Raw genomic sequence first — 20,721 nt, forward strand, 5'->3', positions numbered from 1 at the left:
CACTCCTCACATGCGTCAGCACACGACGCAGCCGGAGGCCGAGGGCGCCACGCCCTCGGCCTCCGTGCCGTGGCCCATCGCGCTCGACCAGGTGACCGTCCGCTATCCGAACGGCGTGGTCGCGCTCAAGGACGTCTCCCTGCGCGTCGAGCCGGGCGAGATGATCTCCGTCGTCGGACTCTCGGGCTCCGGCAAGTCGACGATGATCCGGACGATCAACGGCCTGGTGCCCGCCACGAGCGGCACGGTGACGGTCGGCCCGCACACGGTGACGGGCCTGTCGGGTCGTCAGCTGCGCCAGCTTCGCGGCCACGTCGGCATGATCTTCCAGCACTTCAACCTGGCCGATCGCGCGAGCGTCTACCAGAACGTGCTCGTCGGCCGCTTCTCCCACACGCCCACGTGGCGCACCCTCCTGGGCTCGGCACGCCCCGCGGACCGTGACATCGCGATGCGTGCGCTCGACTCGGTCGGGATGCTGGAGAAGGTGTGGCAGCGGGGCGGCGCCCTGTCCGGTGGTCAGAAGCAGCGCGTCGCGATCGCCCGCGCGCTCAGCCAGGAGCCGGCAGTGATGCTCGCCGACGAACCCGTCGCGAGCCTCGACCCGCCCACCGCGCACTCCGTCATGGCGGACCTGCAGCGCATCAACCAGGAGCGCGGCCTCACGGTGCTGGTCAACCTGCACCTCATGGACCTCGCGCGCCAGTACACGACGCGCATGATCGGCCTGCGCGAAGGACGGCTCGTCTACGACGGCCCCGCCGCCGACGCGACCGACGCCGACTTCGAGGAGATCTACGGGCGTCCGATCCAGGTGAAGGACCGGCTGGACCGATGACGACCGCGCCGCAGCTCGACATCCCGCCACGGCCGCGCACCTGGCCGCGCCGCGCGCTGATCGCCGGCGCCGTGCTCGTCGTGACGGTGCTGACCACCACGCCCGCACTCGGCGGCGTCGAGATCGACCTCGACTCGATCGCCCGCAACTGGGGCAACGGTGCGTCGCGGATCGCGATGCTGTTCCAGCCTGACTGGTCGATCCTGCCGCGCACGTGGGAGCCGATGCTCGAGACGCTCGAGATGGCCCTGATCGGTACGGCGGTCTCCGCGGCGCTCGCGATCCCGCTGTCGCTCTGGGCGGCGCGCCCCACGAACCCCGGCAATCCGCTGCGCATGGCGGTGCGCTTCGTCCTCAACGTGGTGCGCGCGGTGCCCGACCTGGTCTACGCCACGATCCTCGTCGCCATGGTCGGAGTCGGGGCGCTGCCCGGCATCATCACGCTCGTGCTCTTCGACCTGGGCATCGTCGTCAAGCTCGTGTCCGAGGCGATCGACTCCTCCGACTCCTCCTACATGGAAGCGGGACGCGCAGCCGGCGGCACGCAGACCCAGATCAACCGCGTGACGGCACTGCCGCAGGCGTGGCCCGCCTTCGCGAGCCAGGTGCTCTACTCGCTCGAGCTGAACGTGCGCGTCTCCGCGATCCTCGGCCTCGTGGGCGCGGGAGGCATCGGCCGACTGATCGACGAGGTGCGTGGCTTCTACCGCTACGACGCGCTGTCGACGATCATCCTGCTGCTGCTCGTGGTGGTGATCCTCATCGAGGTCGCCTCGAACTACCTCAGGAAGAGGCTGCGATGACGGCGACCACCACCACCCGTGCCGCGACCGGCGCGCTGCAGATCCCGGTCCGGCCGCGCTCCTGGCCAGTACGGCTCGCGTGGGCCGCCGTCGCGGTCGCGATCGTCGCGGCGTTCTGGGATCTCGGCATCGAATGGTCCAAGCTCGCCTCCCTCCCGTCGGACCTGGCGCACTACACGCGCCTCATGTTCTCGGACCCCGACTGGTCCAAGCTGCCCGAGGCGCTCTATCAGACGTGGCGCTCGGTCGCGATGGCGTGGACGGGCGCGCTGCTGGGCGTCGTCCTGTCGACTCTGCTCGGCATCCCCGCCGCTCAGGGGGTAGGTCCGCTGTGGGTCCGCCTGCCGCTCAGGTGGGTCTTCGCCGTGATCCGCGCCGTGCCTGAGGTGGTGATCGCGATCATCATCCTGACCGTCACCGGCCTCACGCCGTTCACGGGGGCGCTCGCGCTCGCGATCGGCGGCATCGGCACCCACGCCAAGTGGACCTACGAGACCATCGAGTCCGTCCCGCAGGGAACCTCTGAGGCGGTGCGCGCGAGTGGAGGCAACGTGCTCGAGGTCGCGCGCTGGGGCCTGTGGCCTGCAGCCTCTCCCGAGCTCATGTCGCTCGGGCTCTACAGGTTCGAGATCAACGTGCGCACGTCGGCCATCCTGGGGCTCATCGGAGTGGGCGGAATCGGTGACATGCTCACCGGCTACACCCAGTATCGGGAGTGGGATACCGTGGGCGTCCTCATCATCGTGGTGATCGTCGTCACGATGAGCATCGACGCAGTGTCCGGCCGGATCCGCCGTCGGATCATGGAGGGGGCGAAGGCTCGTGACCTGGACAGGAGCGCCTGACGCGCCTCCCACCGCACGGATCGCGGCGCTCGCCCCGTCGCTCCAGCCGAGCGAGCGGAGGGTCGCCGAGGCCATCGCGGCCGACGTGGCGCGCGCCGTCGACATGACCGCGCAGGAGCTCGCCGAGGCGGCGGGCGTCGGCCGGGCCTCGGTGGTGCGCACCGCCCAGTCGCTCGGGTACGACGGGTATCCCCAGCTCCGCGTGGCCCTCGCCAGGGAAGGCGCGTCCGACGCGGTGGCGGCAGAGAGCGTCGGCGGCAGCCTGGGCGTGGTCCAGTCCGCGCTCGACCGCTTCGGGCGGGCGCTGCCCGCGACGGCGTCGGGCCTCACGCATGAGTCCGTCGACGCGTTCGTGGCCGCGCTCGACGAGGGAGGTCGCGTGGTCGTCACCGCGAACGGGCTCTCCGCGCCGCTGGGGTACGACGTCGCGCTACGCCTCGCCAGCGCCGGCCGGCCCGTGGAGTACATGCCCGACGCGTTGGCGCAGCAGATCGCGGCCGGCCAGCTGCGCGAGGGCGACGTGCTCCTCGCGATCTCCGGATCGGGTGCCAGCCGCGCGACGCTCGCCGCCGTCGAGGCCGCGCTCGCGGGCGGGGCGACCGTGTTGGGCCTCACGGCCTTCTCTCGCTCCGCGCTCGTGGAGCGCTCCACTCTCTCGCTGGTGGTGCCTTCCGCGGGCCAGTCCTTCCAGAACGAGCTGCTCCAGACCTCTCGGGCGGGCATGGCCCTCGTGATCGAAGGCCTCGTGGAGGCGCTCGTGACACATCGGGGTCCGCGCGCCCGCGACGCTCGCGCGGCTACCCTTGGGGCGGTCTCCGACAGCCTCCGCGAGTAGCGGCGCCGCGCCAGTAGGCTTGCCTGCGTGAGTCCGACGAAGCCCTTCCCGCACGCCGGCGGTGCGACCGCGCCCGACCTTCCGAAGGGCGCGGTTCCCAAGCACGTGGCCGTCGTCATGGACGGCAACGGACGCTGGGCCAAGGAGCGCGGCCTTCCGCGTACGGAGGGTCACACCAGGGGAGAGGCCTCCCTTCTGGACGTCGTGGCCGGTGCGATCGAGGTGGGCGTCGAGCACATCAGCGCCTACGCGTTCAGCACCGAGAACTGGAAGCGCAGTCCCGAGGAGGTGCGCTTCCTCATGGGCTTCAACCGCGATGTCATCCGCCGCAGGCGCGACGAGATGCACTCGTGGGGCGTGAGGGTCCGCTGGGCCGGGCGCAGGCCCAAGCTGTGGAAGTCGGTCATCACCGAGCTGGAGAAGGCCGAGGAGATGACGCAGGACAACAAGGTCCTCACCCTCACCATGTGCGTGAACTACGGGGGGCGTGCGGAGATCGCCGACGCCGCGCGAGAGATCGCGCGCAAGGTCGCGGCGGGACAGCTCGACCCGGAGAAGGTCACGGAGAAGACCCTCGCCGCGCACCTCGACGAGCCCGACATGCCGGACGTGGACCTCTTCTGGCGGTCAAGCGGCGAGCAGCGCTCCAGCAACTTCCTTCCGTGGCAGGCCGCCTACGCCGAGTACGTGTTCAGCGACGTGCTGTGGCCCGATGTGGACCGCACCCACCTGTGGGCGGCTATCGAGGAGTACGCGCGTCGGAACCGACGCTTCGGCGCAGCCTAGTCAGACCCCACGCGAGGGCGACCACGCCCACGAGGATGCCCGCGCCGAGCCACGGCGAGCGCGCGAACGCATCGAGCAGGCTGAGGCCCAGCAGCGAGTAGATGATCGCCCAGGCGATGCAGCCGGGGATCATCGCGACCGTGTAGAGGTCCCATCGCATCCGCGTATACCCCGCGGCCGCGTTGACCATCGTCTGGAAGCCGATGGTCAGGAAGGACAGGGGCACTCCGACGAAGCCCCACCGATCGAGGAAGCCTTGCGCGCGTTCCCACGACGGGCCGGACAGGTGCTGCGCGAACCGCGCGCGTCGGCCGTGCACCTCGTCGTGGGCGGTTGCCTCGGCTCCGCGGCGCACCCAGCGACCGGCCCAGTAGGTGCCCTGCGCGCGCAGCAGGACCACGCAGAACAGGAACGCGAACAGGCCCAGCCACGGCCCGTCCGAGATGAAGGACGGCACACCTGCCATCAGTGCTGCGCCTTCGCCGCGCAGCTGCTGCACACGCCGGTCAGCTCCACCACGTGCTCAAGCTCGATGAAGCCGTGCTCGGCGCCGATGCGCGCGGAGACCTCCTCGAGGTCGGGGATGTCGATGTCCTCGGCGGCACCGCAGACTCGGCAGCGCAGGTGGTGGTGGTGCACCTCGGGCGTCTCGCAGCGCCGGTAGAGCGTCTCCCCGCCCTCGGTCACCACGGAGTCGACGTCCCCCGACTCGGACAGCGCCTGCAGCGTGCGGTAGACGGTCGCGAGGCCGATGTTGGAGCCGTCGTGGCGCAGCAGGTCGTGCCACGACTGGGCGGAGCGGAACCCTCCCTGGTCGAGCGCGTCAAGCACGGCGGCGCGCTGCTTCGTCATCCGGGGTCGGGGAGCGGTGGCGTCGTTCATGAGCGGGGCCTCCTGGTGAACGAGGTGGCGGCGGCGACGATCACGTAGAGGATCACGCCGAGCACGACGATGAGCGATCCCGGCTGCAGGTCCTGGAACACGGTGATCCAGATGCCGGTCAGGGTGAGCGCGGCGCCAAGGCCCATCGCCAGGTACATCGTCCGCGAGAAGGACCGGGTGAGCAGCTGCGCGATCGCGACGGGCACGATCATGAGCGCGCTGACGAGCAGGACGCCGACCACCCGCATCGCGACGGTGATCGTGATGGCGGCGAGCACGGCGACGACCATGTTGAGCAGCTCGACCGGCAGACCCGTCGACCGCGCGAACTCCTGGTCGTGCGTGACGGCGAAGAGCGCCGACCGCAGTCCGAGACCGACGATCAGGATCAGCGCCGCGAGCCCCACGCTCATCCAGACGTCCATCCAGGTGACCGTGGAGATCGACCCGAACAGGTAGCCGAGCAGGTTCGCGTTGGAGCCGCCGGCGAAGCCGATCAGCAGCACACCTGACGCGATTCCGCCGTAGAAGAGGATCGCCATGACGACGTCGGCACCCGTGCCTCGCGCACGCATGCGCTCGATGATCACGGCGCCCGCGATCGCGAAGACCACGGCGCCTGGGATGGCAAGGGCGTCCTGCTGCGCGAATCCGGCGGCGGATCCTGCGAGCCAGCCGGCAGCGACACCGGCGAGGGCCACGTGACCGATGCCGTCGCCCAGCAGCGCCATCCTGCGCTGGACCAGGTAGGTGCCCATCACGGGAGCGGCGAGTCCGACGAGCAGGCCGACGAGCAGCATCCGCTGGATGAGCGGTTCGGAGAGCAGGCTGATCATGGCCCCTCCAATCCGAGCGCGCCACCATCCGGAGGCGGCGGGTCCTCGTGCGGGTGTTCGTGGTCGTGGCCGGGGAGCGCGTGCACGCCCAGGTCCTTGGGCGGCGGGCCGTCGTACGTGACGCAGCCCTGCTCGAGCACGACGGCGCGGTCGATCAGGCGGGCAAGCGGTCCGATCTCGTGGAGCACGATGACGACGCCGACGCCGTGCTCCTTGAGGTGGCCGATCGTGTGCGCGAACTGCACCTGCGATTCGAGGTCCACTCCTGCCATCGGCTCGTCGAGGAACAGCAGCTCGGGATCGCGCACGAGCGCGCGGGCGATGAGCACGCGCTGCTGCTGGCCACCCGACATGCGTGCGCAGTCGCGCGTGGCGAGGTCGGGGATGCCGACGGACTCGAGGGCCTTGAGCGCGCGTTCCTTGCGGTCGCGCGGCGGGACGAGGCCGCGGATCCTGCCCGCGACTCCGGCACTGTCGCCCCGGCTGCCGAGCAGTCCGGACATCACGACCTCGAGCGCGGTGGCGGCGACGCCTCCAGAGGCGGTGAGCCTCTGAGGCACGTAGCCGAGCCGGGCGCGCGCCTGCGCGGTGGCGGGAGCGCCGAAGAGCTCGATGGCGCCGGCCGATGCGGGGATCGCTCCGACGAGCGTGCGCACGAAGGTGGACTTTCCGGAGCCGTTGCCGCCCATGAGCGCGACGACCTCTCCATGCGCCGCGCTGAGCGAGACGCCGTGGAGGATCTCGGTGCCTTGCAGGGAGACGCGGACGTCCCGCGCCTCGACGAGCGAGGGCGGGACGTCGCGTGGGGCTGTCGGCTCAGGCACAGCCGAGCGCAGCCTGAAGGGCTGAGAGGTTTCGGGTCATGACAGCAATGTAGTCGTCTCCGTCGGCCACGTTCTCGACCGGGTCGAGCACTGCGGTGTCGACGCCGGTGTCGGAGGCGAGCGCCTCGGCGACGGAGCTGCTCACCGCGGACTCCGTGAAGATGGTGGTGGCGCCCGTCTCGGCGATGATGTCCTGGATCTCGAGGATTCGCGCGGGCGACGGCTCGCTCTCGGGGTCGAGCCCGGCGATGCCTTCCTGGTGGAGGCCGTAGGCGTCAGCGAGGTAGCCGAAGGCTTCGTGGCTGGTGACGATCGTGTCGCGCTCGCACTGGGCGAGGCCGTCGTTGAACGAGGTGTCGAGCGCCTCGAGCTCGCTGCGAAGGGTCGCGGCGTTGGCGGTGTAGGTGTCGGCGTTGGCCGGGTCGGCGGTCGCGAAGGCCTCGCCGACGGCGTCGCCGAAGTCAGCGAGGAGCGTGGGGTCGAGCCAGAAGTGCGGGTCGGAGGAGCCGTGGTCATGCTCGTCCTCCGAGTGCTCGTCCTCGTCGGCGTGCTCGGCGTGCTCCTCCTCGGTCTCGCCCTCCGAGCGCTCATCGGCCTCGTGGAGCGCGACGGTGCTCGCTGCGTCGAGCGAGTCGACACCCGTCGTGTCGATCGCGTCGTCGACCGCGGGCTGGAAGTCCGACAGGTAGAGGGCGAGATCGGCGTTGCCAAGCTCGCGGACGGTCGAGGGGGACAGTTCGACGTCGTGCGCCTCGACGCCCGGCGGGGTGAGAGAGACGATCGAGATGAGGTCGCCGCCGACCGCGCTCGCGACGAACTCCAGGGGGTAGAAGGACGCCGCCACGCTCAGTGCGGCGTCGTCGGAGGAGGTGCCGTCGGCGGCGTCGGTCGAGCATGCCGCGAGGGTCAGCGCGCCGGCACCGGCAAGCGCGGCGAGGGTGAAGGTCTTCGTTCGCATGCCGACAAAGTTAGTCATAATGAGAATCATTGTCAATTGCGGTGAGTGACGGCTCGCCGCCGCTGGACCGCGAGAAGCACGATCGCAGTGCCGAGCGCGAGCCTTCGCCGGGCACGGGCAAGGTGCGCGCGCTTATAGACTGACTCGAGCACTTCCCGACCCTCTGAGGAGCCTCACGTGGCCGCACCAAGCCGTCTCGACAACGTCATCTCGCTCGCGAAGCGTCGCGGGTTCGTCTTCCCCTGCAGCGAGATCTACGGCGGTACCCGCTCGGCGTGGGACTACGGACCCCTGGGAGTCGAGCTCAAGGAGAACATCAAGCGCCAGTGGTGGCGTGCGATGGTTACCAGCCGCGACGACATCGTCGGCCTCGACTCCTCCGTGATCCTGGCCCCGCAGGTGTGGGAGGCATCGGGTCACATCAAGGCGTTCGTCGACCCGCTGGTCGAGTGCCTCAGCTGCCACAAGCGCTACCGCGAGGACCACCTCCTCGAGGAGTTCGAGGAGAAGAAGGGCCGCGCTCCCGAGGGCGGACTCGCCGAGATCGCGTGCGCCAACTGCGGCACGCGCGGCCAGTTCACCGAGCCCAAGATGTTCAACGGACTGCTCCGCACCTACCTGGGCGCCGCGTCCGACGACTCGGGCCTCCACTACCTGCGCCCCGAGACCGCGCAGGGCATCTTCGTGAACTTCGAGAACGTCATGCGCGCCTCGCGCGTGAAGCCCCCGTTCGGCATCGCCCAGGTCGGCAAGTCGTTCCGCAACGAGATCACGCCGGGAAACTTCATCTTCCGCACCCGCGAGTTCGAGCAGATGGAGATGGAGTTCTTCGTGGTGCCCGGCACCGACGAGGAGTGGCACCAGACCTGGATCGACACGCGTCACGCCTGGTACACCGACCTCGGCATCGCTGCCGACAACCTGCGCCTGTTCGAGCACCCGCAGGAGAAGCTCTCGCACTACTCCAAGCGCACCGTGGACATCGAGTACCGCTTCGGCTTCCAGGGCTCCGAGTGGGGCGAGCTCGAGGGCATCGCGAACCGTACGGACTTCGACCTCAAGACGCACTCCGAGCACTCCGGCAAGGACCTCAGCTACCTGGATCCCGCCACGAACGAGCGCTTCACCCCGTACGTCATCGAGCCCGCCGCCGGACTCTCCCGCAGCCTCATGGCGTTCCTCGTCGAGGCCTACGAGGAGGAGGAGGTCCCGACCGCCAAGGGCGGCACCGAGACCCGCACCGTCCTGCGCCTGGACCGTCGCCTCGCGCCCGTCAAGGCCGCGGTGCTCCCGCTGTCCAAGTCCGAGGAGCTCGTGCCCACCGCCAAGAAGCTGGCGGACGAGCTGCGTGCCCACTGGAACGTCGAGCTCGACGTCACCCAGTCCATCGGCAAGCGCTACCGCCGCCAGGACGAGGTCGGCACGCCGTTCTGCATCACCGTCGACTTCGACACGAAGGACGACCAGGCGGTGACCATCCGCGACCGCGACACCATGCAGCAGGAGCGCGTCTCCCTCGACAAGGTCGCGGAGTACCTCGCACCCAAGCTGCTCGGCGCCTGAGCCTATGGGCGCCGGCCACACCCACGTCGAGCTCGACGGGCCGGCGCCCCGCGCGAGCGAGCGCGCGTCGATCGTGCTCGGCTCGTGCGTCGCCGCGGTCCTGTTCCTCACCATCGTCGGCGCGATGGTCGTCTGGCCCTCGAGCTGGGACATGCTCGGATCCGAGCCGACCGTCGATCCGAGCTCGCGCTGGGTGACCGCCGAGGTGACCTCCGAGCGCGCCGATGGCACCTACGGCGCCGTCATCCAGGGCGAGGAGGACGCGGGCGAGGTGACCCTCCTCGAGACCGGCGACCCGACCCTCGTGGTCGAGGTGGGCGATGTCGTGCGCGCGCTCGAGCTTCCCGAGGGCGAGCTCGTCTTCTCCGACTTCGAGCGCGGTTCGCCCGTGCTGCTGCTCTTCGTCGTCTACGCGCTGCTCGTGGTCGCGATCGCGCGCTGGCGCGGTCTCGGCGCGCTTCTGGGGCTCGTCGCCGCATTCGGGATCATCATCTTCTTCACGACGCCGGCGCTGCTGTCCGGCGGCGACCCGTTGATCATCGGCCTCGTGACCGGGTCGGGGGCGCTGTTCGTGCTGCTCTACCTGGCGCACGGGGTGAATGCGCGCACCACGACCGCCTATCTGGGCACCCTGGCCGGTCTCTCGATCACCGCGCTGCTCGCCTGGTGGGCCGTCGACGCCTCGAAGCTCACGGGCATCTGGAGCGAGGAGGGCGTGCACCTCGAGTTCTGGACGCGAGGGGTCTCTCTGTCGGGGCTGGTGCTGTGCGGCATCATCCTTGCCGGACTGGGGGTGCTGAACGATGTGACGATCACCCAGGCCTCCGCGCTGTGGGAGCTGCGCCGGGCCCGCCCGGACATGAGCCGGCTCGAGCTGTTCCGCCGCACCATGCGGATCGGCCGCGACCACATCGCGTCGACCGTCTACACGATCGCCTTCGCCTATGTGGGGGCCGCGCTACCGACGATCCTGTTCGTGAGCCTGTACGACCAGAGCGTCGGCAGGACGCTGACGAGCGCGGACATCGCGGAGGAGGTCGTGCGCACGCTCGTCAGCTCGATCGGCCTGGTGCTCGCGGTCCCGCTCACCACCGCGATCGGTGCGGCAGTGGTCGGCAAGGACGCGGTCGTGGAGCCGATGGTGGAGAAGGCGGACGAGGACGCAGACGGGTCCGAGTCGGTTGATCTCGATGGCGCCCCGGACGCCGAGGAGGGGGACGCGCGCAGGCACGGTGGGACGTCAGGGACAATGGAGACATGACGTCCAGCCCCACCACCGCACAGCGCCTGCTGCCTCCGCTGCGCCTCGGGCCGCTCGAGGTCGACACCCCCGTGATCCTCGCGCCCATGGCGGGTGTGACCAACGCGGCCTTCCGACGCCTGTGCCGAGAGCACGGCGGCGGCCTCTACGTGGCCGAGATGGTGACCTCGCGTGCCCTCGTCGAGCGAACCCCTGAGAGCCTCAGGATCATCCACCACGAGCCTGACGAGACTCCGCGCTCAGTGCAGGTCTACGGCGTGGATCCCGCGACCATCGGAGCGGCGGTCAAGATGATCGTGGACGAGGACCGTGCCGACCACATCGACATGAACTTCGGCTGCCCGGTGCCCAAGGTGACTCGCAAGGGCGGGGGAGCGGTGCTCCCCTGGAAGCGGGACCTGTTCAGGGACATCGTTCGCGCAGCGGTCCGCGAGGCCTCGCGCAAGGACATCCCTGTGACCGTGAAGATGCGCAAGGGTGTCGACGAGGACCACCTCACCTATCTTGAAGCCGCCCGCACCGCCGAGAAGGAGGGCGTCGCCGCCGTGGGGCTTCACGCCCGCACCGCTGCCGACTACTACTCGGGCACCGCCGACTGGAGCGCCATCTCGCGCCTCAAGGACGCGATCAAGACGATCCCGGTGCTTGGCAACGGCGACATCTGGGCCGCCGAGGACGCCGTGCGCATGGTCGAGGAGACGGGCTGCGACGGCGTGGTCGTCGGTCGCGGCTGCATGGGCCGCCCGTGGCTGTTCGCAGACCTGCAGGCGGCCTTCGAGGGCCGCGAGGATCGGGTGCGCCCCGGTCTCCGGGTCGTGGCCGACACGATCTACCGTCACGGTGAGCTCATGGTCGACACCTTCGGTGGTGACGAGGGAAAGGCGATGCGTGAGATCCGCAAGCACATGGCCTGGTACCTCAAGGGATATCCGGTAGGCGGCGACGTCCGACGCTCTCTCGGGCTCGTCGAGACGCTTGGCGAGCTCCGGTCCCACCTGGACTCGATGGATCTTGATCTGCCGTACCCGGGGGCTGACGCCGAGGGCGCGCGGGGTCGACAGGGAAGCCCCCGGCAGCCCGCGTGCCCCGAGGGATGGCTCGACACCCAGGACATCACCCCGGACCTGGAGCTCAAGCTGCGCGAGGCCGAGCTCTCGGTATCGGGCGGCTGATCCACACCGGCACGTCACGTTCGCCGTCGCGCGCCCGAGTGCCGCTAGGTTGGGGTCCCATGGACCACCCCGACGGCGCCAAGCGCTTCCCTGTGGACGGCGAGCTCGGCCAGCATGAGCCCGAGGCGCTGCCCGAGTACGCGGAGATCGTGGCGTTCTTCGGCCACATCGCGTACGTGATGCCGCCGCTGCGCGAGGTGCTCGCGGAGCACCTGCGCGTGGCGGAGGGCGAGATGCTGCCGATCCTGCTCATGGAGGACGTCACCGCGTGGCTTCTGGAGACGTTCCGCACGACGGGTCCCGACGGCAGGACGCTTCAGCTCCTGTCGATCCTGGACGCCGGCTATCACGAGGCGTCGGATCAGCTGCGCTCGGTGATCCTGCTCGGATTCCTCGAGCGGATCCCAGGCTTCGCGGGCCAGACGACCGACGCCGACGGGGCGGGCATGCTCGTCCGCTCCGGGCTCGGGCCCACCCTCTCAGCGGTGCTCGCGGAGGTCGAGAGCTGGCGCGACGATAGCATCGGTACGTGAGCGATGTGAGCGCGGGCTATACCGAGTCCGACAAGGAACGGCTGGTACCTGAGCCCGCGAAGACGGCGAACCGCACGTCGTTCGCCCGCGACCGCGCCAGGATCGTCCACTCGAGCGCCCTCCGCAGGCTCGGCGCGAAGACGCAGATCCTCGGCGCAGGCAGCGGCGATTTCGTCCGCACCAGGCTGACCCATTCGCTCGAGGTGGCCCAGGTGGGTCGCGAGCTGGGCAAGGCGCTCGGATGCGATCCCGATGTGGTCGACGCGGCCTGCCTGGCCCACGACCTGGGCCACCCGCCGTTCGGACACAATGGCGAGCGCGCGCTCGACGAGGCCGTGCGGCACGTCGGGGGCTTCGAGGGCAACGCGCAGACCCTGCGGGTCCTCACCAGGCTCGAGCCCAAGACGGTCCACCCGGAGACGGGGGAGAGCATCGGACTCAACCTCACGCGCGCCGTGCTGGACGCGACCGTGAAGTACCCGTGGGGCGAGCAGGAGCTCAAGCTGGACGCCCACGGGCGCCCGATCCGCAAGTTCAACGTCTACGAGGACGATCGGGCGGTCTACGACTGGCTGCGCGCCGACGCGCCGGAGCGTCAGCCCAGCTTCGAGGCGCAGGTCATGGACCTCGCCGACGACATCTCCTACTCGGTGCACGACGTCGAGGACTCCGTGGTGCACAAGGGCGTCTCGCTGTCGGTGCTGCAGGACCCGGGGACTGCGCGCGACGTCGCCGCGCGCGCACGTGACTGGTACGGCTGGGAGGACGAGGAGGGGCTGCTGCAGGCTCTCGAGCGGCTCCGCACCTTCGGGTGGTGGGCCGACGAGTACGACGGATCGCGCAAGGCGCTCGCCGCGCTCAAGGACATGACCAGCCAGCTCATCGGTCGCATGTGCACCGACACGATCGCGGCGACGCGGGCCGTCCACGGCGAGGGGCCCTTGACGCGCTACAACGCGAGCCTGGTGCTCCCGCAGGAGACGCATGCTGAGATCGTCCTGCTCAAGGGGATCGCCGTGCACTTCCTCATGGCCCCGCGTGAGGCGTCGCCCTCGTACGCGAAGCAGCGGCGCGTGCTCAAGCAGCTCGTCGCGGCGCTCGCCGACCGGGGGCCCGAAGCCTTCGAGCCGCAGTTCGCCGCTGACTATCTCGCGGCCTCGGACGACGCCGGCCGGTTGAGAGCCGCGGTGGACCAGGTGGCGTCGCTCACCGACAAGTCGGCGTACGACTGGCACCACAGGCTCGTGGTGAGCCCCCGACGCCACCGCGGCGACGCCTGAGCCGCGTCAGCGCGCGTCGGCCTCCACACGGCGCGCCCGCAGAAGCGCGACAAGCGCGAGGATCGGGAGCACGAGCGGCACCCAGCCGTAGGCGGAGCCGAATCCGGTCCACACCGTCTCGTCGGGCCACCACGAGGACTCGACGTAGCCGAGCGTTCCCACGAGCAGCACGCCCGCCAGCTCGACGGCCGAGCCGATGACGGCGGTGCGGCGCCAGCCTCGCCACAGCGCGAGAGCGATGACTCCGTACAGCACCGCGGAGACCGCGGAGATCGCGTACGGGAGCGGGGCCTCGGAGAACTTGGTGGAGATCTGGTAGACGGACCGTCCGGTGGCGGCGAGGCACAGCACCGCATACACGGCGATCAGCGAGATGCGGGCGACCGGGTTCACGACCCGGCGCTCGTCGCTCACGCGGCCCCCATGATCACGGCGACGCGCCAGGCGACCACGGCGATCGCGATGCCGATGATGATCGCCGCGATGGCGTCCAGGCGCATGATCTGGTCAGGGCGCAGCACCGGTCGATCGGGGTCGACCGTCTCACCCGGTGCGGGCGGCTCGCCCAGGCGTCCGATTCCCAGCAGGGGCAGGAGCGCCACGGAGGCGAGCAGGTAGCCGAGCGTGAGGACGACTCCGGCATCGTTCCCGCTCAGCAGCGCGACGACGACGGTGATCAGGTGGACCGCCGTGGCGATCCATGCGGCCGTGACCACCGCCTTGAGCAGCCTGTGCCCTCGACCCGAGATGAGGACCGCGAGCCCGACGACGACGAGCGCGCCCGACACGATCAGCACCGCCGGGTAGGCGATGACCGCGTAGAAGTCCATCAGGCCTGCGGGGCCTGCTGCACGCGCATGGGAAGGCGGGCAGCCTCCTCGCCGTCGATCGTGATCAGCCAGGAGAACATGCCGGCCTCGTTGAAGCGGAGGCCGTCGAACGGGAAGGCGAAGGGGGCGACCTGCTCGTCGCCGTCGACCAGGTGAGCGGGGCGGCCGAGCGTGAACTCGCCGCCGACGCCGAACACCGGCACAGGCTTGCCGTCCTCGCCCATGCGCAGGCCGATGGGGTGGTCCTTGCCGTCCTCGGTGAGGAGCTTGACCTCGAACCGGTGGGCGGTGCCCGTCGCAGTGAAGGGGACGTGCACGGTGGCAGCGAGCGTGAGGCGGCGGTGCACCGCAGGGAAGCTGCGGACGTTGATGGCGTTCCAGCCGGCGCCCAGGGCGTAGATCTTGCCCTGCACCACCTCGGCGGAGTCGCACAGGAAGGAGTTGACGCGCACGGGGAAGTCCTTTCGTCGTTGACCGCAGACCAGCCTACCCACGTCCGGCGCGGCTGCGGACAGTTGGCTCCCGGTGCCGTGACGGTCATACCGGCCGCGCGCCGGTATCGTGAAGCCGTGGCGGGCACAATCAACAGGGAAGACATCGCGGCTGTCCGTGAGCGCGCCCCCCTGGAGGACATCGTCGGCCAGCATGTGGCGCTCAAGCCCGCCGGCGTCGGCTCGCTCAAAGGCCTGTGCCCCTTCCATGACGAGCGCAGCCCGTCGTTCCATGTGCGGCCGCAGGCCGGCCGCTGGCATTGCTTCGGCTGCGGCGAGGGCGGCGACGTCATCGAGTTCGTGATGCGGATGGACGGGCTCACGTTCGTCGACGCGGTCGAGTACCTGGCGGAGCGTGCGGGCGTCACCCTGCGCTACGAGCAGGGCGCGGCGCCCCGCAAGGAGGGCACTGCGGGCCAGCGCAAGCGGCTGCTGGACGCCCATCGTGTGGCTGCGGAGTTCTTCGTGGCGCAGCTCGCGACGCCCGAGGCGAAGACCGGGCGCGACTTCCTGATGGAGCGCGGTTTCGGCCGGGAGGCGGCGGCGCAGTTCGGCGTCGGCTATGCGCCCCAGGGATGGCAGGCGCTCACCGACCACCTGCGTCGGAACGGCTTCACCGACGCGGAGCTGAGGACGTCCGGCCTCGTGTCCGAAGGGTCGCGCGGCGTCTATGACAGGTTCAGGGGTCGCCTGGTGTGGCCCATCCGCGACGTCACCGGCGAGGTGATCGGGTTCGGCGCGCGCCGGCTCTACGAGGATGACCAGGGCCCCAAGTACCTCAACACGCCGGAGACCCCGCTCTACAAGAAGGCGCAGGTGCTCTACGGCCTTGACCTCGCGAAGGGCACGATCCGCTCCGAGCGGACCGTCGTGGTCGTCGAGGGCTACACCGACGTGATGGCGTGCCATCTCGCGGGCGTCACCAACGCCGTCGCCACCTGCGGCACCGCCTTCGGCGAGGACCACGTGAAGGTGGTCCGGCGCCTCATGGGGGACACGGGCGGCGCCCAGCTCAAGATCGGCTCGACCGGCTCCAAGGTGATCTTCACGTTCGACGGGGACGAGGCGGGCCAGAACGCTGCGCTCAAGGCGTTCTCGCTCGACCAGCAGTTCCTCGCGCAGACGTTCGTCGCGGTGGACGCCGACGGGCAGGACCCCTGCGAGATCCGCCAGCATCGGGGCGACGAGGCGGTGCGTGCGCTCATGGAGTCGCGCGTGCCGCTGTTCGAGTTCGTGCTGAAGACGACCCTGGCGACGCACGACCTGAACACCATCGAGGGTCGGGTCGCCGCGCTGAGGGCTGCTGCGCCCGTCGTGGCAGGCATCCGCGACCGTGTCCTGCAGCCCGAGTACGCGCGCAGGCTCGCCGGCTGGCTGGGCATGGACGTGCAGCCGGTGCGCGATGCCGTCTCCGCCGCCGCGCGTTCGGGGGCGGGCCGCCAGCAGGTCTCGCGGCCGCACCAGCAGACGCGTCAAGGAGCGCCGCAGCAGGGCCGCCCGACGGCGCAGGGCGGGGGAGGCCAGTCCCCCCAGGAGCCCTACGACGACGGTCCGCCGCCGATCGACCCCGAGACCGGCGCGGTCATGCAGGTGGTCGCCGGACCCGCGCGCCCGTCCCGCCGGGACCCCGTGGTGCGGCAGGAGGCGCTGTCGCTCGGCGTCCTGCTGCAGCTGGCGGGCGCGATCACGCGCGATTCGACGGCGGCGCGCGTGCACCGCGAGCTGGCGCCCGATGCCTTCACCGTCCCCCAGTACCGCGCCGTGTTCGAGGCGATGATGGCGGCGGGCGGCCCCACGCCGTCGGCCGACTGGGTCGATGCCGTCGTCGAGCAGGCAGGACCCGAGCTCGCCCCCACGATCTCCGAGCTGGCCGTCACCCCGCTGCCGCACGAAGGCGGCGACGACGGCCCCTACGCGGCCTCCGTGCTCGCGCGGCTGCTCGATTTCGCGCTCACGCGACGCATCGCCGAGACCCGCGGCGCGATGCAGCGGGCGGGGGAGGGCAGCGACGCAGCACAGGAGGCGTTCGCCCGGCTGCTCGCGCTCGAGAGCCAGCGCCGCGCGCTGCGCGGAGAGTGATGGCCCGGCGCCTCGCCGTGTCCGAATCGCGCCGCTTGGCCGGTTCGGACACGATTCGGTGAAGGCCAGGTAACCGTCACGTTAAATCTCGCCCGTGTTGTTAGCGAGAGCAACATCGTCGGATAGCGTCGAGGGGTCGCCCAGCGACTGCCGCCGCCCGGGGGGGTTGCGCGCATTTCGAAGAAGATGCAGAGGTAGAAACGTGATTCAGTTCCCCAAGCGCTTTGCGGTCCCGGCACTCGTCGGCGCCAGCGCGCTGCTCCTGGCCGCCTGCTCGTCCGGCGGCGACACCGAGGCCACCGACTCGGCCGCCCCCACGACCGACACCGAGGCCGGCGCTGACCTGCCCGACTCGCTCACCCTCGCGCTCGTCCCGTCGGACGACGTGGAGCAGATCACGACCGACGGTGAGGCGCTCGCCGCCGCGCTGTCCGACGAGATCGGCATCCCCGTCGAGGTCTTCGTGCCCGACAGCTACAACGCCGTCGTCGTCGCGCTCCAGACCGGCCAGGCCGACATCGGCTTCCTCGGCCCGATCGCCATGTGGCAGGCCCACGAGGAGGCTGGCGCCGAGATCGTGCTGCAGGCCGTCCGCTACGGCTCGTCCGAGTACGTCGGCCAGTGGTTCACCAACGACCCCGACACGTACTGCCTCGACGACGTCACCACCGAGGCCGACGACGAGGGCATCAACTACTCGTACTGCAACGGCGCCACCGGCTACTCCGGCCCGCAGGGTGAGGACGCGCTCGCGCTCGTCCCGGCCGACGCCTCGATCGCGTGGGTCGACGCCACCTCCGCGTCGGGCTACTACTTCCCGGCCACGCAGCTGAGCGGCCTGCTCGGCATCGAGGACCCGATCACCGGGTTCCCGAACGGCACCTTCGCAGGCGGTCACCCGCAGGCCGTCCAGGCCGTGTACGACGGTGACGCCACCATCGGCCTGTCCTACAACGACGCCCGCGGCAACCTCGCAGAGGAGTTCTCCGACGTCGGCGAGCAGGTCGTCGTCTTCGCCTACACCGAGAACATCCCGAACGACGGTGTGGTCCTCAACGGCGAGCTGTCGGCCGACGCCCAGCAGACCCTGACCGACGCGCTCCTCGCGCTCGCCGGCACCGACGAGGGCCTCGCCGCTCTCGACGCCGTCTACGAGATCGAGGGCCTCGAGGCCGCGAACCTCGGCGCCTTCGAGGGCATCGTCGCCTCGACCTACGCGAACTTCGGCTCCGAGTAAGCCAGAAGCACTCCGAAGGACATCCGCACCGGCGGCCAGCTCCCGTGGCTGGCCGCCGGTGCCATTCCCCTGGTAGGCAAGGAACATGATCGAGCTCAAGGACGTCACCGTCCGCTACCCCAACGGCGTCGTCGGACTCGACAACGTCTCCCTCACCATCCCTGACGGCCAGTTCGTGGTCGTCGTGGGACTCTCCGGCGCCGGAAAGTCGACGCTCATCCGCACCATCAACGGGCTCGTGCCCGTCACCGACGGCAGCCTCGTGGTGGACGGCGTCGAGGTCGCAGGCGCCTCCGACCGCAAGCTGCGCGAGGTCCGCTCCGACATCGGCATGATCTTCCAGTCGTTCAACCTGGTGAAGCGCACCTCCGTGATGAACAACGTGATGGTCGGCCAGATGCACGACATCCCGCTGTACCGGTCGCTCTTCGGCGCCTGGACGGCGGAGGAGAAGGAGCGCGCCTACCAGTCGCTCGAGCGCGTCGGCATCGTCGAGAAGGCATGGACCCGCGCCTCGCAGCTCTCGGGAGGCCAGCAGCAGCGCGTCGCGATCGCGCGTGCGCTCGCGCAGGACCCCAAGGTGATGCTGGCCGACGAGCCCGTCGCCTCGCTCGACCCGCCCACGGCACAGATGGTCATGAAGGACCTGCAGCGCATCAACCGTGACCTGGGCATCACGACGCTCGTGAACCTTCACTTCCTGGACCTCGCCCGGCAGTTCGGCGACCGCGTGATCGGCATGCGTGCCGGCAAGGTCGTGTTCGACGGCACCGGCGCCGAGGCGGACGACTCGGTCTTCGAGGACATCTACGGCCGCTCGCTCACCGCGGACGACGTGCTGCCGGGGCAGGCATGACGGTCGCGTCACCTGCCCCCGCCGGGGTCGCACGTCCCAAGAAGCCGGCGCCCAGCCGGTTCCTGATCGCGGGCTTGGCGGTCACCGCCGCCATCACCGTGTGGGCGGCCTGGGAGATCGACTTCACGCTCGGCCCGCTGTTCGAGAACTTCGCGAACGGCTGGGTCGTCGTCGAGCAGTTCCTGCGGCCCAACTGGGGCTACCTGGACAACGCGTGGACCGCGTGGCTCGAGACCATCTCCATCGCGATCGTCGCGAGCTTCTTCGGCGTCGCCGTGGGCCTCATCTTCGCCTACATGGCGTCGAACGTGACCAACAGGTCCACGAGGCTGTACCGGCTCACCAAGTGGTTCCTGTCGGTGCTGCGCTCCCTGCCCGACGTGGCGTACGTGCTGATCTTCGTCGCACTTGTCGGCGTCGGTTCGCTCGCGGGAATCCTCGCCCTGTTCATCTTCAACATCGGCATCGCCGCGAAGCTCACGTCGGAGACGATCGACGCGGTCGACCCGGGCCCGCTCGAGGCGGCGGACGCTGCAGGCAACGGCACCTTCTCGCGCGCCCGCTGGGCCGTGCAGCCGCAGATCCTGCCGAACTTCCTCTCGTACGCGCTGTACATCTTCGAGCTCAACATCCGCTCGTCGGTCGTCATCGGATATGCGGGCGGTGGCGGTATCGGCTACCTGATCCAGGTGCAGTTCGCGCGGTTCAACTACGAGAACGTCTCGGCGATCGTCATCAGCATGTTCCTCGTGGTGCTGCTGATCGACCAGCTGTCCCAGTACCTGCGAAGGAGGCTCGTGTGAGCGCCGAGACCACCGCGTCCACGACGCGCACCGCACGCCCGCAGGAGCCGGGCAAGGCCCGCGCCACGATCGGCGCGATCGTCCTCGTCGTCCTCGTGATCGGCGGAGGCTTCTTCTCCAACGCCCAGTGGTCCAAGTTCCCGGATATCTTCACCGAGGGCGGGCGGTACTTCTACCTGATGCTGCGCGGCATCGTGCAGAACCCGTTCTCCGAGCCTTACAGCGAGTACTGGGTGCAGGCCTTCAACGGCATGCTCGAGTCCATCTCGATGGCGTGGATCGGCACGATGATCGGCGCCGCGATCTCCATCCCGATGGGATTCCTCGCGGCGCGCAACGTCTCGCACCCCGCTCTGGTGCAGGTGACGCGAGTGATCCTGAACGCGATCCGCACGCTCCCTGAGCTGATCTTCGCGATCATCCTGCTGCTGCCGATCTTCGGCTTCGGCCCGAACGCGGGCGCGCTGGCGCTCGGCATCGGCGCGGTCGGCACGCTCGGCAAGCTGACGGCGGAGGCGCTCGAGGGCATCGATCCTGGACCCGTGGAGGCGGCGCGCGCTGCGGGAGCGCCTCGCAGCGCGATCCTGCGCTGGACGTACTGGTCGCAGGTGCTGCCCGAGGTGCTGGCCTTCTGGCTGTACCGCTTCGAGATCAACATCCGTGCCTCGGCGATCCTCGGTGTGATCGGCGCGGGCGGTATCGGATCGGTCCTCTCGCAGGCGTTCCGCTACCGCGAGTGGGACTTCATCGGCATCCTGCTGTTCGTGATCATCGTGGTCACCGTGGTCGTCGACTCGGTCTCGGGCGCGGTCCGGCACCGCATCATCGCGGGCACCGGCAAGACGGACAAGGACATCGACACGGAGCCCGTCGGACTCTGACGCTCCCGAACGACGTGAGGCGCGGAACCGGGAGACCGGGGCCGCGCCTCACGTGCGTGTGGGTTTGGGGTCGCGCTGCCTCGGGTGTGTCTCGGGTCGGGGCTGGCGCCGCCTCGCGGCAGGTTCAC

General features: G+C 69.9%; 23 protein-coding genes. 15 read left to right on the forward strand and 8 right to left on the reverse strand.

The genetic code is table 11. The annotated features are described in order from the left end of the window. The first annotated feature begins 10 nt into the window (after positions 1 to 10). From phnC (QQX04_RS05845) to QQX04_RS05865, 5 genes are read left to right on the forward strand one after another with little or no spacing between them, the layout of a single operon-like run. Complete coding sequence (gene phnC / locus QQX04_RS05845) at positions 11 to 838, forward strand: phosphonate ABC transporter ATP-binding protein (protein WP_301127157.1); 828 nt, start codon at positions 11 to 13, stop codon at positions 836 to 838. After that, positions 835 to 1,641 (forward strand): phosphonate ABC transporter, permease protein PhnE, encoded by an 807-nt coding sequence (gene phnE / locus QQX04_RS05850; RefSeq protein ID WP_301127159.1) that lies wholly within the window; start codon positions 835 to 837, stop codon positions 1,639 to 1,641. The genes phnC (QQX04_RS05845) and phnE (QQX04_RS05850) overlap by 4 nt, the downstream gene beginning before the upstream one ends. After that, positions 1,638 to 2,486 carry a phosphonate ABC transporter, permease protein PhnE gene (phnE, locus tag QQX04_RS05855; RefSeq protein WP_301127161.1) on the forward strand — a complete coding sequence of 283 codons (849 nt, stop codon included), beginning with the start codon at positions 1,638 to 1,640 and terminating at the stop codon, positions 2,484 to 2,486. The genes phnE (QQX04_RS05850) and phnE (QQX04_RS05855) overlap by 4 nt, the downstream gene beginning before the upstream one ends. Continuing rightward, on the forward strand, positions 2,464 to 3,321 hold the full coding sequence (locus QQX04_RS05860) for a MurR/RpiR family transcriptional regulator (protein WP_301127163.1): 858 nt from the start codon (positions 2,464 to 2,466) through the stop codon (positions 3,319 to 3,321). The genes phnE (QQX04_RS05855) and QQX04_RS05860 overlap by 23 nt, the downstream gene beginning before the upstream one ends. Before the next feature lie 27 nt (positions 3,322 to 3,348). Next, positions 3,349 to 4,107 (forward strand): isoprenyl transferase, encoded by a 759-nt coding sequence (locus tag QQX04_RS05865; protein WP_301127164.1) that lies wholly within the window; start codon positions 3,349 to 3,351, stop codon positions 4,105 to 4,107. Here QQX04_RS05865 and QQX04_RS05870 read toward each other — a convergent pair. Genes QQX04_RS05870 through QQX04_RS05890 form a run of 5 tightly spaced genes read right to left on the reverse strand, consistent with a single transcriptional unit; the run spans position 4,061 to position 7,607 of the window. Next, the gene (locus QQX04_RS05870; RefSeq protein WP_301127166.1) at positions 4,061 to 4,573 is read right to left on the reverse strand and encodes a DedA family protein; all 513 of its coding nucleotides are present in this window, start codon (positions 4,571 to 4,573) and stop codon (positions 4,061 to 4,063) included. The genes QQX04_RS05865 and QQX04_RS05870 overlap by 47 nt on opposite strands. Next, positions 4,573 to 4,989, reverse strand: a complete 417-nt coding sequence (locus QQX04_RS05875; protein ID WP_301127168.1) for a Fur family transcriptional regulator — start codon at positions 4,987 to 4,989, stop codon at positions 4,573 to 4,575. Before QQX04_RS05875 ends, QQX04_RS05870 begins: the two co-directional genes overlap by 1 nt. Next, positions 4,986 to 5,825 carry a metal ABC transporter permease gene (locus tag QQX04_RS05880; protein WP_301127170.1) on the reverse strand — a complete coding sequence of 280 codons (840 nt, stop codon included), beginning with the start codon at positions 5,823 to 5,825 and terminating at the stop codon, positions 4,986 to 4,988. Before QQX04_RS05880 ends, QQX04_RS05875 begins: the two co-directional genes overlap by 4 nt. Continuing rightward, positions 5,822 to 6,649: a metal ABC transporter ATP-binding protein gene (locus QQX04_RS05885; protein ID WP_301127171.1), complete on the reverse strand. Its 828-nt coding sequence runs from the start codon at positions 6,647 to 6,649 to the stop codon at positions 5,822 to 5,824. The genes QQX04_RS05880 and QQX04_RS05885 overlap by 4 nt, the downstream gene beginning before the upstream one ends. Then, positions 6,642 to 7,607 (reverse strand): metal ABC transporter substrate-binding protein, encoded by a 966-nt coding sequence (locus QQX04_RS05890; RefSeq protein ID WP_301127173.1) that lies wholly within the window; start codon positions 7,605 to 7,607, stop codon positions 6,642 to 6,644. The genes QQX04_RS05885 and QQX04_RS05890 overlap by 8 nt, the downstream gene beginning before the upstream one ends. A gap of 177 nt (positions 7,608 to 7,784) precedes the next feature. Between QQX04_RS05890 and QQX04_RS05895 the strand changes: the two genes are divergently transcribed. Genes QQX04_RS05895 through QQX04_RS05915 form a run of 5 tightly spaced genes read left to right on the forward strand, consistent with a single transcriptional unit; the run spans position 7,785 to position 13,416 of the window. Then, on the forward strand, positions 7,785 to 9,170 hold the full coding sequence (locus QQX04_RS05895; RefSeq protein WP_301127175.1) for a glycine--tRNA ligase: 1,386 nt from the start codon (positions 7,785 to 7,787) through the stop codon (positions 9,168 to 9,170). Positions 9,171 to 9,174: 4 nt separating this feature from the next. After that, entirely contained in the window at positions 9,175 to 10,431 is a 1,257-nt protein-coding gene (locus QQX04_RS05900; protein WP_301127176.1) for a YibE/F family protein, read from the forward strand. After that, complete coding sequence (gene dusB, locus QQX04_RS05905; RefSeq protein ID WP_301127178.1) at positions 10,428 to 11,603, forward strand: tRNA dihydrouridine synthase DusB; 1,176 nt, start codon at positions 10,428 to 10,430, stop codon at positions 11,601 to 11,603. Before QQX04_RS05900 ends, dusB begins: the two co-directional genes overlap by 4 nt. 59 nt (positions 11,604 to 11,662) lie before the next feature. Beyond that, the gene (locus tag QQX04_RS05910) at positions 11,663 to 12,136 is read left to right on the forward strand and encodes a hypothetical protein (protein WP_301127179.1); all 474 of its coding nucleotides are present in this window, start codon (positions 11,663 to 11,665) and stop codon (positions 12,134 to 12,136) included. After that, positions 12,133 to 13,416: a deoxyguanosinetriphosphate triphosphohydrolase gene (locus QQX04_RS05915; protein WP_301127181.1), complete on the forward strand. Its 1,284-nt coding sequence runs from the start codon at positions 12,133 to 12,135 to the stop codon at positions 13,414 to 13,416. The genes QQX04_RS05910 and QQX04_RS05915 overlap by 4 nt, the downstream gene beginning before the upstream one ends. Before the next feature lie 6 nt (positions 13,417 to 13,422). On the opposite strand, the gene QQX04_RS05920 is transcribed toward QQX04_RS05915, so the two are convergent. Genes QQX04_RS05920 through QQX04_RS05930 form a run of 3 tightly spaced genes read right to left on the reverse strand, consistent with a single transcriptional unit; the run spans position 13,423 to position 14,698 of the window. After that, positions 13,423 to 13,830 carry a hypothetical protein gene (locus QQX04_RS05920; protein WP_301127182.1) on the reverse strand — a complete coding sequence of 136 codons (408 nt, stop codon included), beginning with the start codon at positions 13,828 to 13,830 and terminating at the stop codon, positions 13,423 to 13,425. Next, positions 13,827 to 14,246 carry a hypothetical protein gene (locus QQX04_RS05925; RefSeq protein ID WP_301127184.1) on the reverse strand — a complete coding sequence of 140 codons (420 nt, stop codon included), beginning with the start codon at positions 14,244 to 14,246 and terminating at the stop codon, positions 13,827 to 13,829. The genes QQX04_RS05920 and QQX04_RS05925 overlap by 4 nt, the downstream gene beginning before the upstream one ends. Continuing rightward, positions 14,246 to 14,698: a DUF6941 family protein gene (locus tag QQX04_RS05930; protein WP_301127186.1), complete on the reverse strand. Its 453-nt coding sequence runs from the start codon at positions 14,696 to 14,698 to the stop codon at positions 14,246 to 14,248. Before QQX04_RS05930 ends, QQX04_RS05925 begins: the two co-directional genes overlap by 1 nt. A 117-nt stretch (positions 14,699 to 14,815) precedes the next feature. Here QQX04_RS05930 and dnaG point away from each other — a divergent pair, with 117 nt between their 5' ends. The 5 genes from dnaG (at position 14,816) to phnE (QQX04_RS05955) (ending at position 20,593) form a co-directional block, all read left to right on the forward strand. Beyond that, positions 14,816 to 16,816 (forward strand): DNA primase, encoded by a 2,001-nt coding sequence (gene dnaG / locus QQX04_RS05935; RefSeq protein ID WP_301127187.1) that lies wholly within the window; start codon positions 14,816 to 14,818, stop codon positions 16,814 to 16,816. 202 nt (positions 16,817 to 17,018) lie between these two features. After that, complete coding sequence (gene phnD, locus QQX04_RS05940; protein WP_301127189.1) at positions 17,019 to 18,053, forward strand: phosphate/phosphite/phosphonate ABC transporter substrate-binding protein; 1,035 nt, start codon at positions 17,019 to 17,021, stop codon at positions 18,051 to 18,053. 85 nt (positions 18,054 to 18,138) lie between these two features. Further along, entirely contained in the window at positions 18,139 to 18,909 is a 771-nt protein-coding gene (gene phnC, locus QQX04_RS05945; protein ID WP_301127190.1) for a phosphonate ABC transporter ATP-binding protein, read from the forward strand. Then, the gene (gene phnE, locus QQX04_RS05950) at positions 18,906 to 19,712 is read left to right on the forward strand and encodes a phosphonate ABC transporter, permease protein PhnE (RefSeq protein WP_301127192.1); all 807 of its coding nucleotides are present in this window, start codon (positions 18,906 to 18,908) and stop codon (positions 19,710 to 19,712) included. The genes phnC (QQX04_RS05945) and phnE (QQX04_RS05950) overlap by 4 nt, the downstream gene beginning before the upstream one ends. After that, positions 19,709 to 20,593: a phosphonate ABC transporter, permease protein PhnE gene (gene phnE, locus QQX04_RS05955; RefSeq protein WP_301127194.1), complete on the forward strand. Its 885-nt coding sequence runs from the start codon at positions 19,709 to 19,711 to the stop codon at positions 20,591 to 20,593. The genes phnE (QQX04_RS05950) and phnE (QQX04_RS05955) overlap by 4 nt, the downstream gene beginning before the upstream one ends. The last annotated feature ends 128 nt before the right edge of the window (positions 20,594 to 20,721 follow it).

Source organism: Demequina zhanjiangensis (genome assembly GCF_030418315.1).
Taxonomy (GTDB): Bacteria; Actinomycetota; Actinomycetes; order Actinomycetales; family Demequinaceae; genus Demequina; species Demequina zhanjiangensis.